The organism is Sorangium sp. So ce367 (assembly GCF_051520455.1).
Classification (GTDB): Bacteria; Myxococcota_A; Polyangia; order Polyangiales; family Polyangiaceae; genus Sorangium; species Sorangium cellulosum_B.
Window position 1 is genome coordinate 7,167,735 of record NZ_CP150334.1, and the last position, 14,611, is coordinate 7,182,345.

14 protein-coding genes are annotated in these 14,611 nt (G+C 71.0%); 7 read left to right on the forward strand and 7 right to left on the reverse strand.

Annotation, left to right across the window (positions count from 1 at the left end; genetic code table 11):
* Window positions 1-55 precede the first annotated feature (55 nt).
* Window positions 56-1,636, reverse strand: a complete 1,581-nt coding sequence (locus tag WME97_RS27205) for a serine/threonine-protein kinase (RefSeq protein WP_437541472.1) — start codon at window positions 1,634-1,636, stop codon at window positions 56-58.
* A 168-nt stretch (window positions 1,637-1,804) separates the two neighbouring features.
* On the opposite strand from WME97_RS27205, the gene WME97_RS27210 reads away from it, so the two are divergent.
* Window positions 1,805-2,113 (forward strand): hypothetical protein, encoded by a 309-nt coding sequence (locus tag WME97_RS27210; protein ID WP_437541473.1) that lies wholly within the window; start codon window positions 1,805-1,807, stop codon window positions 2,111-2,113.
* 115 nt (window positions 2,114-2,228) lie between these two features.
* Here the strand turns inward: WME97_RS27210 and WME97_RS27215 are convergent, their stop codons facing one another.
* Entirely contained in the window at window positions 2,229-2,717 is a 489-nt protein-coding gene (locus WME97_RS27215) for an AAA family ATPase (protein ID WP_437541474.1), read from the reverse strand.
* A 248-nt stretch (window positions 2,718-2,965) separates the two neighbouring features.
* On the reverse strand, window positions 2,966-3,373 hold the full coding sequence (locus WME97_RS27220) for a hypothetical protein (protein ID WP_437541475.1): 408 nt from the start codon (window positions 3,371-3,373) through the stop codon (window positions 2,966-2,968).
* A gap of 216 nt (window positions 3,374-3,589) precedes the next feature.
* On the opposite strand from WME97_RS27220, the gene WME97_RS27225 reads away from it, so the two are divergent.
* From WME97_RS27225 to WME97_RS27250, 6 genes are read left to right on the forward strand one after another with little or no spacing between them, the layout of a single operon-like run.
* Window positions 3,590-4,630, forward strand: coding sequence for a DUF2169 family type VI secretion system accessory protein (locus WME97_RS27225; RefSeq protein ID WP_437541476.1), 1,041 nt, complete (start codon window positions 3,590-3,592; stop codon window positions 4,628-4,630).
* Window positions 4,631-4,642: 12 nt separating this feature from the next.
* Window positions 4,643-5,110: a DUF4150 domain-containing protein gene (locus WME97_RS27230; RefSeq protein ID WP_437541477.1), complete on the forward strand. Its 468-nt coding sequence runs from the start codon at window positions 4,643-4,645 to the stop codon at window positions 5,108-5,110.
* 16 nt (window positions 5,111-5,126) lie between these two features.
* Window positions 5,127-6,203 (forward strand): hypothetical protein, encoded by a 1,077-nt coding sequence (locus WME97_RS27235; protein ID WP_437541479.1) that lies wholly within the window; start codon window positions 5,127-5,129, stop codon window positions 6,201-6,203.
* A gap of 21 nt (window positions 6,204-6,224) precedes the next feature.
* On the forward strand, window positions 6,225-6,914 hold the full coding sequence (locus WME97_RS27240) for an AHH domain-containing protein (RefSeq protein WP_437541481.1): 690 nt from the start codon (window positions 6,225-6,227) through the stop codon (window positions 6,912-6,914).
* The gene (locus WME97_RS27245; RefSeq protein ID WP_437541482.1) at window positions 6,911-7,507 is read left to right on the forward strand and encodes an imm11 family protein; all 597 of its coding nucleotides are present in this window, start codon (window positions 6,911-6,913) and stop codon (window positions 7,505-7,507) included. Before WME97_RS27240 ends, WME97_RS27245 begins: the two co-directional genes overlap by 4 nt.
* Window positions 7,504-8,274, forward strand: coding sequence for an Imm49 family immunity protein (locus WME97_RS27250; RefSeq protein WP_437541484.1), 771 nt, complete (start codon window positions 7,504-7,506; stop codon window positions 8,272-8,274). The genes WME97_RS27245 and WME97_RS27250 overlap by 4 nt, the downstream gene beginning before the upstream one ends.
* Before the next feature lie 34 nt (window positions 8,275-8,308).
* Here WME97_RS27250 and WME97_RS27255 read toward each other — a convergent pair whose 3' ends face one another.
* The 4 genes from WME97_RS27255 to WME97_RS27270 form a co-directional block, all read right to left on the reverse strand.
* On the reverse strand, window positions 8,309-9,556 hold the full coding sequence (locus WME97_RS27255; RefSeq protein ID WP_437541486.1) for a TIGR02270 family protein: 1,248 nt from the start codon (window positions 9,554-9,556) through the stop codon (window positions 8,309-8,311).
* Window positions 9,553-10,035 carry a DUF6484 domain-containing protein gene (locus WME97_RS27260; RefSeq protein ID WP_437555510.1) on the reverse strand — a complete coding sequence of 161 codons (483 nt, stop codon included), beginning with the start codon at window positions 10,033-10,035 and terminating at the stop codon, window positions 9,553-9,555. The genes WME97_RS27255 and WME97_RS27260 overlap by 4 nt, the downstream gene beginning before the upstream one ends.
* Window positions 10,036-10,248: 213 nt before the next feature.
* Complete coding sequence (locus WME97_RS27265; RefSeq protein WP_437541488.1) at window positions 10,249-12,387, reverse strand: type VI secretion system Vgr family protein; 2,139 nt, start codon at window positions 12,385-12,387, stop codon at window positions 10,249-10,251.
* 202 nt (window positions 12,388-12,589) lie between these two features.
* A complete protein-coding gene (locus WME97_RS27270) occupies window positions 12,590-14,575 on the reverse strand; it encodes a DUF2169 domain-containing protein (protein WP_437541490.1) in 1,986 nt (661 codons plus the stop codon).
* Window positions 14,576-14,611: the final 36 nt, after the last annotated feature.

Genomic DNA, 14,611 nt, shown 5'->3' on the forward strand with positions numbered 1-14,611 from the left:
GAATCGCGGATGTGGAGCCTGGACTCTCGAACCACAGCCCGCCGACGGCGATGCGTCACGCCGGGGCGAGACCCAGCATCACCGCAGCAAATAGCGCCATGACCACGCCGAGCACGACGAGCACGACGAGCCCCCACCTGGTCCGCGGAGATGCCGCGCGCGCTCCCGACGGCCGCACGCCAGCTCTTGCCGCATCCCAGGGCTCCGTCCTCGCCAGCCGCTCTGGTCCTGACACCGCCGCCGTAACGGCCGCTGTCGACTCCCACCGCTCCGTGCTCACCCGCATCCCCCCTCCCGTCACCGGAGTAGCCGCCCCCTCCCACCGCTCGGTGCTCCCCACCAGGCTGGTTCCCGCGCTGGCGTCGATCGCGCTCGCGCCCTCCCCCGGCGCCGGCCCCGCCACTTCACCCTCTATTGCCGGCAGCACCGGCCCCCGCAGTGGCTGCCCGGCAGCTGCATCCTCGCTCCGAGTCCCCGTCCCCGCGCTCGCCCCTCGCAGCCCCCACGACGGCTCCACCCTGAACCTCTGCGCCATCGCCAGCCTGCTCCGCGCATCCGCGCCCGGCACCGCGCTCCCCGGCATCACGCCCTGCCCCGGCATCGCTCCCGGTCCCGGCAGCGCCGTCACCAGCTGCGCCGGGCTCGCCGCCCTCTCCTCCCGAGGCGTCCCAGCGCGCTCGCGGATCGCCCGCTCCCTTGCCGCGTCCGCCGCCTCGCTCAGGAGCTGCCGCGCGCCCGCGTCGTCCAGCGCCCTCTCGGCCGTCACCGCGGTCCCCGCCACCTCGCGCAGCGCCGCCGCGAGCTCCGCCGCCCGCGCAAACCGCGCTTCAGGCCGCTTGGCGAGGCACCTGGCCACCGCGCTCCAGAGCGCCTCCGGACACCCCGGGAGCACCTCCGGCAGGGGCATCGCTTCCAGGTGCACGTGCGCCGCAAGGATCTCCGTCTCCCCGATGCCCGACGCCTCGTCGAGCACCGCGTACGGGTGCGCCCCCGCCAGCATCTCGTACACGACCACGCCGAGCGCATACAGATCCGCGCGCGCGTCCACGGCGCCCCTGGCCACCTGCTCCGGGGCCATGTAGCGCGACGTCCCGACCGCCCTGCCTTGCCCGGTCAGCCCGAGGCCCACGCCCCGCGCGTCCTTCGCCACGCCGAAGTCGACGAGCCGCGCGCGCACGCCGTCGCTCACCAGGATGTTCTCGGGCTTCACGTCGCGGTGCACGAGGTCGGCCTCGTGCGCCGTCGAGAGCGCGTCCGCGATCTGGATCGCGTAGTGGAGCGCGCGCACCGGATCGAGCCGCGCGCCGCCTGCGATGATCTCCCGCAGCGGCACGCCCGCGGCGCGCTCCGTCACCATGAAGAGCCGCCCGTCCGCGGCCCTGCCGGCGTCGTACAGCCGCACGATGTTCGGGTGCGCGACCCGCGCCGCGAGCTTCGTCTCCCGGAGGAAGCGCTCGGCGTAACGCGCCTCCCCCGCGAGGGCGCGGTGGATGATCTTGATCGCCACCGGCCGCTCCAGCGCCGTGTCGAGGGCGGCCCAGACCTCGCCCATCCCTCCGCGTCCGAGGAGGCGATCGATCAGGAAGCGCCCCTGGAACAGCGCCCCGGGGCTCAGCGGCTCATCGACGCTCGTCACCTCGCGACACCCTACCTCGCAGCAGCTGACGATAGGCGAAAGAGCGCCCGGCCCTCCTCGCTCCTCTGCCCTTGTTGACCCTCCCCGGGAAAGGTAGCGTCGGGTGTCCATTGCGCGAAGCGCGCCGAGCGCATGCAGCGCCAGCGGGCAGCGCGCCCCCGGAGCCCGATGTCGAGCCCCCGCCCCGACCCCGATGACGGCGATCCGACCCTCGAGGCCCGCGTCGCCCACGCCGTCGCGCCGTACGCCGATCTCGTGCCCGCGGAGGATCTCGAGGCGCTGCGCGCGCTGACCTCGCGCTTCCTCGCGACGCACCCCGTCGCCGCCCCGCTCGTCGACCGGCTCCGCCCGCGCACGCCGCCTGCCGCGAGCGGCGAGGTCGACCGGCGCGAGCCCGCGGCGCTGGCCGAGGCCGCGCAGCGGCTCGCCGCGAAGGCGGGCGCTGCCAAGGGCCGAGGGCAAGGCGGCGCCCGATGAGCCACGGCGACCGGCCGCGGAGGCCCCTCCGCCCCGACCAGCAAGCGCTCGTCGCGGAGGCCGTGCCGCTCGTCGAGAAGCTCTGCGGTCACTTCCTCCGGCGGACGCGCGCGCACTACGTGAGCTTGATTGCGGCGAGCGCGAGATCATCGCTGTACGCTGCGGCGGCGATGCGCTCCGCATTGAGCTTGTAGAGCGTCGCGGGTGCGACGGCCTCGTCCAGCCGCGGCACCAGCTTGCGGAGGGGGGAGATGCCGCTAGCGGTGAAATTCTTCGTATCGTCATCATCCCGTTCCCAGTCGACGTGCACCGAAGATTCCGAGAGAGCGGTCCGGAAGCTCCATGCCTCGTGCTCCCATGTGCCCTGTGACGTCAGCTCGATCGGCCCCCCCTCGGCTCCCCGGCGCAGCAGATCCCCGAGCGACCAATCACCCGTCAACACGTCCCGGGACGCGTGGCGCACGAGGCGGCTCTGAAGCGCGAGCGCCTCGAGCACGCTCGTCTTCCCGGACCCGTTCGGGCCGACGAGCACCGTGAGCCGGCCGAGCGCGACGGTGCTGTCCCGATGGCCATTGAATTCCTGGAGTCGAACGGACGTGATCATGAGTAAATTCCTACAGGTCGAGCTTCCCCTGGCGGAGAGCAGCGGCATCCGGGGCCGCCCGCCGCGTCAGGCGCCACGGGCGGGCGGAAAGGTACGCCCGTGGGACCAGCCGGTGAAGCCTGTCCTGTGAGGGCCCGGGCGTCAGCCGGCGGTTCGGCGGAGGCCCGGGGGCGCTTCGCCGCCGCGCTGCGCGCGGACCGGGAGCGCGCAGCGCAGCGCCTCGCCACCCGCTCAGCCAGGGCTCTCCGTCACGAGCTCCGGGATGACGGGCGTCGCCCCCGGCTCCTCCCCGCTGCCGCTCCCATCGCCGCCGCCGCCATCACCGCGCCCGTCCCCCTCGCCTCCCTCGGCGCCTCCTTCTTCGACCGGCCCGAGTTGGGCCTGCCCACAGCGAACAGCGACGGGAACCGCTCCTGGATGCGCGAGTTCTTCCCCCACAGCCACAGCGCTGCCGCCCGCACCTCCTCGTAGCGCAGGCAGAGCAGCGTCCAGACCCGCACGTACCAGTCGAAGGCCTGCCGGGCCCTCGGCGTCATCGCCGCCGAGAGCTTCTGGATCATCACCCCGGCCAGCTCCCGCGCGCGCGCCGCGTCGGTGACATCGAACTCCTCCCGGGGCAGCCGCGCGAAGCGCGCGCGCACGTCGGGCGAGGACACGAACCCGACGACGCCGAGGACCGGCGATCGAGCTCCGAGGCGAGCGTCTCGATCGCCTTCTGGCCCGCCGCAGCGGCCACGACGTGCGGGACGGGCCCGAGCACGAGTAGCGCGCTCGGCGCAAAGAGCAGCGGCGCCGGCGGGCGGACCCACCGCCGTCGGGCCCGCGCTCCCGCTTGCCAAGCGCCGAGTTTCGCGTTCCGATCGCTCGGCGCCATGGGTCACGCGAGCATCGAGAACCGGACGCCGTTCGCGTTCGAGGCGGTTTACCTCTCCGACGAAGAGGCGCGCCCGCTGCTCGTGACGGTGATCCGCGCGACGTACGCCCTCATCGGCCACCACCTCGCGCTCGCCGAACAGCAGGCGCCCGTGTGCGTCGCTGGCGAGCTGTGGGGCGACAACGCCGAGACCTCGAGCTGGAAGCTCGAGCCCGAGGTCGCGTTCTTCAAGCCCACCACCGACGTCGTGCTGATCGGCCACGCGCGCCCGCCGCGCATCGGACTCGCCGAGGTCGACGTGGCCCTCCAGGTCGGTTCCGTCTCCCGCGCGGCGCGCGTCGTCGGCGATCGCACATGGGTCAAGAGCGCTGGCGAGCTCAGGATGACTCGCCCCCAGCCGTTCGAGCGGATGCCGCTCGTCTGGGAGCGCGCCTTCGGCGGCCGGGACCGCACCGCCGGCACGCCCGAGATGCCCGCCTTCGAGCCGCGAAACCCGGTGGGCACAGGATACCGCTCCTCCTCCGAAGGCGCCTTCGAAGAGGGTGTTCGCCTCCCGAACATTGAAGATCCCGCCCACCCCATCCGGAGCTGGGGCCAGGTGGTGACGCCTGTCGGGTTCGGCTTCACTTCCCACAACTGGCAGCCTCGCGGCTCGCTCGCCGGCACCTACGACGAGGCCTGGATGAGAGACCGGATGCCTCGCCTGCCGCGTGACTTCGACCGCCGCTTCTTCAACGCCGCAGCCCCAGGGCTCGTCGCCCCGAGGTACCTGCGCGGCGACGAGCAGGTCGCCGTCACGGGCATGTCGCCGGCGGGGACGATCACCTTCCAGCTCCCCGGAATGCCGCCCCCCGTCTGCCGCGCAGCGCTGGCACGCCGCGGCGACGCCCTGATCGAGACGAAGCTCGACACGGTGGTGGTGAGCACCGACGACAATCGTGTCTACCTGACATTTCGCGGACATACCCGGCTCCGCGACGGGCCGCACGACGTTCGATCGATCCTGATCGACGCCCCCGGGCTACAATCGGTGCGCTAAGCGGAGGAGAGCATGGGAGTCACGGTCGGCGTCAACAACATGTCGGTCGTCCACGCGAGCTCGAGCGGGATCTCGTCGGCGTTCCCCGACGTCTGCAAGACGCCGAGCCCCGGCGGCCCGATCCCCATCCCGTATCCCAACATCGCGAAGTCGGGCGACACCGCGAAGGGGACGAAGAAGGTGAAGTGCGACGGCGAGTCGGTGTGTGTCGCGGACTCGAACTTCAGCACCTCGGTCGGCGACGAGGCGGGCACCGCGGGCGGCGGGGTGGCGTCGAACAAGACGAAGGGAAAGGCCGAGTTTGTCAACAGCTCGTTCGACGTGAAGTTCGAGGGAAAGGGTGTGGCGCGAGCGATGGACCTGATGCTTCACAACGACAAGAACACGCCGCCCTTCCCGGTGATGCAGGGGCCCGTGATGGTCATGGGCGGAGACGAAAGCGTGAAGAAGAAGTGCGTCATCTGCGACAAGGACAAGTAATCGCGAGGGGGGCTCGATGCCGATGCGCGCCACGATCACGAGCCTCGGGATGATCTCGCCGGTCGGCCTGAGCGCGATCGCGACGGCGGCGGCGGTGCGCGCGGCCCTATCGTTCCCCGCGGAACTCGATCTGTTCGACGCGGAGCTCGGCGACGAGGCCGACGCGCGGCCCGTCCGCGGGCACCCCATCCACGATTTCACCGAGGGGTTTCACCTTTTCGGGCGGTGGGTCCGCATGGCGGCCGGCTGCCTCGACGATCTCGTGACCTATGGCGATCTGGACCGGAGAGACACGGCGTTCTGGCGCGGCACGGGCCTCTACCTGGCCACGCCCGTCTCGGATCCGCGCCGCTTCGACCTCGATGCTCCGATGTCGAGCCAAGAGGTCTTGGACGTGTACGGGCTCCGGATCCTCAGCGTCACCGAGCTCGCCATCCCGGCGGCTCAGGTGGAGGTCATGATGCTCGGCCATGCCGGAACCGCGTCGGCCGTGCAGCGGGCCTCGCGCGCGATCCAGAACGGCCATCTACAGCGCGTCATCGTGCTCGGCGTCGACTCCTACCTCGACGCGCCCTCGCTCGAATGGTCGCTCGATCGCGTCAAGGTCGCCGATCATCCCGTCGGGCTGATGCCGGGGGAGGCGGGGGCGTGCTTCCTGCTCGAAGCCGAAGCGGCGGCGCGGCGGCGCGGCGCGCCGATTCACGCCGTCGTCCAAGGCGCGACCGTGGGCGCCGAGCCCAATCACCTCTTCACCGAGGAGATCAACCTGGGTACCGGCCTCGCCTCCGCCATGGCCGCGCTCCTGCCCGAAGGCGCGATCTTCTCGGGCGACGCCTTCGTCGATCTCAACGGCGAGGAGTGGCGGGCGCGCGAGCTGGCGGGCGCGCGGGTGACGCTCGGCCCGCGGTTCGAGCCCGCGCGGCTCGTCGCACCGGCCAGCTCGCTCGGCGAGACGGGCGCGGCGAGCGGCGCCATCGGGGTCTGCCTCGCGGCGCGATCCTTCGCGCGAGGATACGACGCCAACGGACAAGCGCTCGTGACCTCCAGCTCCGAGCATGGCCACGTGGGGGCCATCCGGCTCTCCAAGACCTGAGCGTGCACGCAGGAGACCACAATGGGTGACGAGAAACAGCACAAGTTCGACAACGAGGTCCTCGGCCTCCATGATTGCACGGGCAGCACCGAGGGCGGCGCATGCCTCACGCGGCACGAGTTCAAGTCTCCCGTGGCGCTCAACAATTCGTGTTCTTATCGGTGGCAGGCCATCGTGCGGGCCATGGGCGAGGACAGGACATACTATAACGGCAAGCGCTCAAGCTGGGACGTCACGGTGAACGGCTTCCGCTGGTCGGCGAGCAAGCCGTACCCGCATCAGGCTCATCACATCCTCCCGAAGGGCACGCTGGACGACGCCATGCTCACCACCGCGCAGAAGTCGAACACCACCTTGCTCGCCATCATCCTGCGCATGGGCCTCCTCCAGGCCAAGTACAACCTCAACCATAAGGATAATATGATGATCCTGCCGACGGGGCTCCACGCGTCGAGGATCCTCAGCCTGCCGCGGCACCTCGGCTCCCACCCGAACTATAACGCGATCGTCCAAAGCAAGGTCCAGCCCGTCATCGACGAGTACGCGCAGCTCCTCGAGAAGGCCGCCGCCGAGCCAGAGAATCACCCGGCCGCGCCGGACAAGCTCTCCAAGGCGAAGCTCATGCGCGTCTCGGCGCAGATGAGGGCGCTGGTCCTCACCTGGGCGCGCGGGACCGGCGGCACGCGCCTCGAGACGCAGGCCACTCCGTGAAGTACTACTTCATCGACACCCTCGGCGAGCTCACCGGGGGCTACTGCATCCTCGCTTCGCCCCCGGAGGGGCTCGGGCTCTCGTACTATCGAATGGCAAAGGGGGAGCCCATCCAGGACAAGTATCCCGAGGACGCCCGGATCTATATGAGCGAGAAGATGCCCGGGATCAAGGTGCCCTCGATCGTCGGCAACACCCACAATTACCTCATCACCTCGAAGCCCGCCAAGGACGAGATCGCCGCCCACTGCCAGGGCGTTGAGATCGAGGTTCTCCCCATCACCCTCTACAACCACAAGAAGCGCCCGCACCCGGGGGAGTATTTCATCATCAACCCGATCGGCACGCGCGACTGCCTCGATCTGGGCGCGAGCGCGATCGAGTACCTGGACGAGCCAGGTGATCCGTACCACGGCGCCATCGTCGGAGTCGACCGCTTCGTCCTCGATCCCCAGAAGCTCGTAGCGGCGCCCGCCTTGTTCCGGGTCCGCGAGGACCCCAACAAGTACGTCGTAGACGAGCGCCTCGCCGGCGCCCTCCGCGCGCTCGGCCTCACGAACCTCGTGCTCACGGAGGTCGAGCAGAGGCAGTGACGATAAGCTCGATCCACCTCCCTGTCTTCCGCTCCAACGCGGCGTTCGACGCGCAGGATCTCCTGCCGCGCCTCTCTCAACGTCGCGTCGCCGCGAAGGACGCGCTCGCGTTTAGCCGCGCCTGCCGCGTTCAGGGCATCGCAGGGCTCTTTCAGGACGGCGTCCCCGAGCCGCTCCATCGGGAGCTGTGCCGCAGCGGGCGCGCGATGCTCCACGCGCTCGGCCGCATGGACGACACCGAGAAGGCGACCGGCGGCCTTTTCCCGTTCTTCGACGCCATCGCGGCGTGCGACTTCGACTGCGCGCGCGGCATCGCGGGGCTCGCGAGGGCGAACTGGAATCAGGACGAGGAATACGAGGACGATTTCCTCTACGTCCATGGGTTGATGAAGCATTTCTTCCTAGGCGCAGATCCGGCCGAGCGCGACGCGCTCGCCGCCCGGTGGGAGGCCGTGCTGGGCGGCACGAGCGATGTACGACTCGACGTCTCCCGCGCGCTCTGGAAGCGATCCGCCGGCGACTTCGAAGGCGCGCTCGTGAGGCTGCTCGGTGACGAGAAAGCGCGTATTGGTCGGCTCCGGCGGGCCGACGCGCTTGCCCCGGAGATCGAGGCAACCGAGGGGCACCTCTCGGTCGAGGGGATCGCGCTCGTGCGGCTGGCGCGCTGGGTCGGCATGAAGACGGGCTCCAATTACTGGGGGGTTCCATCGATCGCGCTCAAGGAGTCGCGCCCCGTGTTCTCCGGGGACGCCTGGCAGGGCCTCTGATCGAGCACCGCCTCACGAAGGGTTCCACGCTCGCTCAGACGGCACGAAGCTCCCAGGACCGCACCGGTCCCCTCACTTCAGCCACGCTCCGTCGCACGCCCCGCAATGCCAGCTCCACCGCGGCCGCTGCGCGCGCCGGCTGGCTCCCCCGCTGCAGCACCTCGCCCATCCACTCCACCGCCATCGGCCTCCCCAGCAGATACCGCGTCCCCCGCTTCAGCTCTTTCCCCCGGCTCCCCCACCACGTCGCGATCTTCTCCCTGTCCGGCCACGAGAGGCTCTCGTCCGGATCCATCGCCACGTCCTCGTCCCCTGGATCATCGCTCGGCCCGGCCTGAAACCCCGGCGGCCGCCCCCCCCGTAGCTTCGCCTCCTCGAGGTCCACCCCGGTGATCATCGTGAACGCCCCGCCCGCCACCCGCGCGAGCTCCGGCGTCCCCATGCACTCGATGATCCACGGCATCAGCGCCGGATCCCCGAGCGCCGCCGCCCCCGCGAGCGCCACGCGCGCCCCCCGCATCGTCCCGGCGATCGCGCGCAGCCGGCTGGACGCCATCCCCGGATCCATCTTCCGCATCGCCATCGCGCAAGCCCGCTCGGCGAACGGCCCTCCACGGTCCGCGATGGCTTCGAGCACCCTCAGCGCCGCTGCATCGCCGAGCAGCGCCGCCGACCACGCCGCCGCGAAGCGGCACGCATCGTCCTCGCTGCCCAGCGCTCGCCGCACCTCGTCCAGCAGGTCCTCCCGCCCGAGCTCCCCGACGGCGCGCAGCGCCCGCGCCTTCAGGCGCAGGTCGCTCGACGTCACCGCGTACCCCAAGGGCGCCCCCGGGTCCTGCCGGTGAACCGCGCACCCCGCGATCCCGATGCGGTGCAGCTCCGGCCCAACCCGGTGCGAGAGCAGCCCCGGCAGGATCCCCCGCACTTTATCGAAGCTCACCCACCCCAGCGCCGACACGATCGCCCGCGACAGCGCCGGCACGCCCCCGCCCACGTCGAGCACCCCGGCGATGCCCCTCAGATCCCGCCGCTCCACCGCGAGCACCATGGGCGCAAACAAGCTCCCCGGCTCCTCCTCGTCGATGGCGCCCTTGCAGATCTCCCACCCCGCATCACCCGCCAGCCGCAGCCCGTCGACATGCGCCTCCAGCCGCTCGTCCAGCTCACCGAGGCTCTGCAAATCGTAGAGCGGATCCACCACCGCAGCGTCCCGGTACGACCACAGGAACGCCGCCTCCTGGGCGTGCTGCTCGAAGATCTCGGCCTCGATCGTCGAGATCAATTGATCTGCACCGATCCGCCCTGGATCCGGTTCACGCCGGACGACCGGGTCAGCAGATAGGCGCCTCGAATCAAGATCTTCCCGGCGCGCGTCAGCGTGATGCTGGCCTTCCCGCACTGGAGCACGATCTCCTTCTCCGCGGTGAACACCAGCCGCTCGCCGTCCGCGGTCGCCGTCGCCCCGTCGCGCACCGCCGCGATCGCGCTCTCCCCCGCCACGTGCATCCGCCCCATCACCACCGGCCTGTCACGCCGCCCGCCCTCGAACAGGAGCGCCACCTCCCGCCCCTCGTCCTCCGGCCCGAGCGCCGTCATCGCCCGCGCAGCAATCCCCCCGCGCGCCCCCTCTCCCAGGACCGCCGCCTCGACGAGCGGCTCGCCGCTCTGCGCGAACCCCACGATCCGCCCGACAACGACGCCCTCGATCGGCCCGGCCTTCTCCGCCTCGGCCCGGACGCGCTCCTCGTGCGCCGCGACCACCAGCTCGAGGAGCCCCTCCGCGCCCTCGAGCGCTCCCGCTTCTACCCCGCCCTCGTCCGCCACCTCCCCGCCGGCGGCAGCAGCCTCCCCTTCCCCCTCGATCAGGATCGCCTCGCCGCTCGGCTCCGCCGCCGGTGCCCGCCCGTCGTCTCTCATCACCCAGCTCCTCCGCTCCCCCTCATCCTCGAAGCGCCCGCGAGCCCCCGCTCCACCTCAGTTCACCCCCACGTTGCTCCCCTTGATCTTCACGTTCCCAGAAGCCTCGACGTTCACCGCCCCCTCGCTCTTCACGTCGAGCTTCTTCCCCTCGACCCGGATCGGCCCCTCGCCCTTCACCGTGATCTTCTTCCCCTGCACCGTCACGTTCCCGTTCTTCTCGACCGTGATCGTGGCGTCCCCGCACTGGATCGAGAGCTTCTCCCCGATGATCATCGTCTTCTTCTCCTTCACCTCCTCCTTCGCGCTCTTCCCGATCGTCACCGTCATGTCCTTGCCCACCGTCACGGTGTAGCCCTCGTCCACGCTCGTCGACTTGCCCTTGGAGACGCTCTCCGAGCTCGAACCACCCACCGTCTCGCTCTTGTTCTTGCCGATCGACGCGCTCTGGCTCTTGCCCACGTCGATCGACTGGCTCCCGGCGACCGACTCGGTGTGATCCCCCTCCACGCTGACCGACCGGTTCCCGCCGACCGAGAGGGTCTCGTCCTCGCCGATGCTCTCCGTGTGGCTCTTCGCGACGTCGATGCTCTTGTTGCCGCCGATCTGCTCGCTCTGGTCGTTCCCCACCACCTTGCTCCGGTCGTGGTCCACCTCGAGCGCCTCGTCGTTCCCGATCCACTGCTTCTTGTCGTGCTCGATCGCGATGTTCCAGTCCTTCTGACCGTGCAGGAAGATCTCCTCCGAGCCCTTCTTGTCCTCGAACCGGAGCTCGTTGGACCCCCCGCCGCCCTTCGAGCTGTTCGACTTGATGGTGCTCTTCGTCTTCTCCGCAGGGAGCGCGTACGGCGGCACGTTGGTGCCATGATAGACGCTCCCCACCACGAGCGGCCGGTCCGGATCGCCCTCCAGGAAGTCGACGACCACCTCGTGGCCGATCCGCGGCAGGAACACCGCGCCCCACGCAGAGCCCGCCCAGATCTGGCTCACGCGGATCCAGCACGAGCTCTGCGCGTCCTTCTTGCCCTCCCGATCCCAGTGGAACTGGACCTTGATGCGGCCGTGCTCGTCCGTATAGACCTCCTCGCCAGCAGGACCGACGACGATCGCGGTCTGGATCCCCTTGATCGTCGGCCAAGGCGTCACCGACTGCGGACGGAAGGGGACGTCGGACGGCACGACCTGGAACTCGTTCCGGTAGGCCGCGGCGTCGCCCTCGGGGACAGCGTCCACCACGGGCTCGTGGCCCTCATGGCGCACGGACACCAGCAGATACTCCCGGTTGAAATCGTCGCGCGCGTGCTCCGCGAGCGTGAAGGTCTGGCCAGGAACGAAGCGCGGGCAGACGCTCTCGCCGCTGCCGGTCTTGCGTGAGGTCTGGATCTGCTCGAGCCGGATCTTGGCGATGCTCGATCCCGCGCCGGGCGCGTCGTAATCCCCAGGATAGTCATAGACCTCGAGATCGTCGTCCGCCTCGGCCTGGGCGTTGCTCTCGAGCGACAGGCCGGGCTTCTTGAAGTTGTAGTCGCGCAGCGTCACCTTCCCGGAGCGCACCCGCTCGGCATAACGGAAGCGGGAGACGTGCTCGCTCTGGCGGAGGGCGCCGAGCGGCGGCCGGGACACGACGGTGCTCTCCCCCGCGATCGGCCCGTGCCCCGACGCACCGTCAGAGAACACGAGCACGTGACCGCCCTCGTCGTGCTCGAAGTAATAACAGATGCCCTCCTCCTCGAGCAGGCGCGACACGAAGGCGAAGTCGCTCTCCCGGTACTGCACGCAGTACTCCCGCGGGCGATAGGCGCCGCTCAGCACGAAGCGATAGCCCTTGCTCGCGATCCCGGCCGCGCGCAGGACCTTCTCGATGATCTCCGGGGTGGAGAGCGCCTGGAAGATTCGGCTGTTCCTGCGGTGCTTGAGGCGGGAGACATCGGGCACGATCGTGGCGTGATAGGCCGTGACCCGCTTGCCCTCCTCACCTTGCTCGAAGCTCGCGACGACACCGTGAAGGTGCCGCGGCAGCTCGCCGACCTGCCAGGTGAGCAGCGCCGTCTTGCCCACGACGTCAGCGAACGCGATGTCCCTGTCCGCGCAAGCGACGAGCACATCGAAGTGGAAGAGCTCGGAGATGCCCTCGCGCCCCTCGAACCGCGTCACCCGGAGCTCCTGCTCCAGTCCGTCGACCTGAAACGAGTGCATGGACTCTCCCCTGTTCAGAGCGCGTGCGCGGACAGACCGCGGGCAGCATTCACCCGGAGTCATCCTACATGCTGCGACCGCTCGACCGCAATGGACGGTTGAGCTCGATGCCTGTGAGGCGCGTCGGGACAACCGAACGCGGCGTCGGCACGGCCGACGGGCGCGCGCCGGAGCGGCGCGGCCTCGGCAGTCCCGGGAGGTGCTAGCGGTGAAGCAGCCCTGCCTCGGCCATCGCGGCGAGGAACTGAGCGCCGAGCGCCTCCGGCAAAGCGCCCGCATCGCCGAGGCGCTGCGGATGCACGATGGGCGGCGCCGCATGGACCTGCGCGGTGACGAGAGGCGCTGGCGAGAGAAGCGAAGGGGGCGCTGGAGGCGCGCTGGATGACGCTGCCTGGCGCGGAGGCGCGGCAGGCGCGGCGACCGGAGCTCGGCGTGCGTCGAACGGCGTCGCGGCGGAGGCGATCACCCTCGCCGCGTCCTCGGGCTCGAGCGAGGTCGTCTCCCCGAGCAGATCGCGGACGCCACCGGGCCGCGCGGGAGGGGCCGCGGCAACGCGCGGGGCGACGGCCGGCTGCGACGTCGCCGGCGTCGCCGAGCGCGCAGGCTCCGAAGGCCCTCGCGCTGCGCTGAACGGCATCGCCCCGGCGGCCACCAGCCTGGCCGCGTCCTCGGGATCGAGCGCGTCCGTCTCCCCGAGCAGATCGCGGACGCCGCCAGCCCGCGCCGGCTCGGCGGCTGTAGCCCGCGCGGCGACGGCCGGCTGCGACGTCGCCGAGCGCGCAGGCTCCGAAGGCCCTCGCGCTGCGCTGAACGGCATCGCCCCGGCGGCCACCAGCCTGGCCGCGTCCTCGGGATCGAGCGCGTCCGTCTCCCCGAGCAGATCGCGGACGCCGCCAGCCCGCGCCGGCGCGGCGGCTGCAGCCCGCGGGGCGACGGCCGGCTGCGATGTCGCCGGCGTCGCCGAGCGCGCAGGCTCCAATGGCCCTCGCGCTGTGCTGAACGGCATCGCCCCGGCGGCCACCAGCCTGGCCGCGTCCTCGGGATCGAGCGCGTCCGTCTCCCCGAGCAGATCGCGGACGCCGCCGGGCCGCGCCGGCGCGGCGGCTGCAGCCTGCGGGGCGACGGCCGGCTGCGACGTCGCCGGGGTCGCCGAGCGCGCAGGCGCCGAAGGCCCTCGCGTTGCGCTGAACGGCGTCGCCGCAGCCGCGACCACCCTGGCCGCGTCCTCGGGGCTGAGCTGGTTGGTGCCGTCCAGCGTGATGGCCTTGGCGTTTTGCTGTGAGGCCGATCCAGAGGGCGCGGCGCGCGCAGCGGGCGCGCTGCCGGCGGCGAACGGATCGGCCCATGCGATCGGCTGCGCCGGGAGCTCCACGCCCGCGAGCACGCGCAGCGACTGGATCTCCGCCTCCTCGAGTGGCGCATGGCCGCGCCACACCACCGAGCAGCGCCGTCGATCCACGTCGACGTGCACCGTGTCGGCGCGGAGCGAGATCGGCTCCCCGGCGCGCGGCGCGGCAAGCTTCTGGCGGTACAGCCGCGCGACGCCGCGCGCCTCAGGAAGCTGCGTCCGGAGCTTCGGCCGCTGCGCGATCATGCCTCCGAGCACGATCCACTCGTCGCCGCGCAGCGCCGGGATGCGCTGATCCATGGGCGCCGCCTGGAAGTAGCTCCAGTCGAGCCCCTCGGGGATGTCGAGCAGCGAGCCGTGAACGCGACGCGCGTCGACCGCGCCGAGCAGCCGGCTGCGCAGCGGCGACGTGCGGGGAAGCGGCCCCAATCCGTCGATACGGACGTGGGAGCGAGCTGGCCCGACGCGCGCGGAGCCGTCGAGCTGAGCTTGCTTGTCGATGCGGACCTGGCCGTCCTGCACGACCGTGAGCCGGACCATGGCGTGCGGCGACGAGAAGCCCGGCGGCAGCTCTGCATGGCCGGTCACCACGACGCCGCACGGATCGAGGTACGGCGCGAGATCGCTCGCGATCTGGAGCCGCTGGCCAGAAGGATCCGGCTGCTCATCCGCCGCGATCGGGTCCGGGGCGACGGGCGACATGCGCCCCTCGGGGACGAGCGCGAACGTGGCCTTCACGACGACCGTGACATGGATCTGGCCGCGAAGGCGCCAGACGACCGTCGCGGCGGCGGAAGGGCCGAGGGGGGTGCTCGCAACGTGCCGCGTCGGTGGGATCATCGAAGCCGGGACATCATGCCTCACGGCCATACGGGC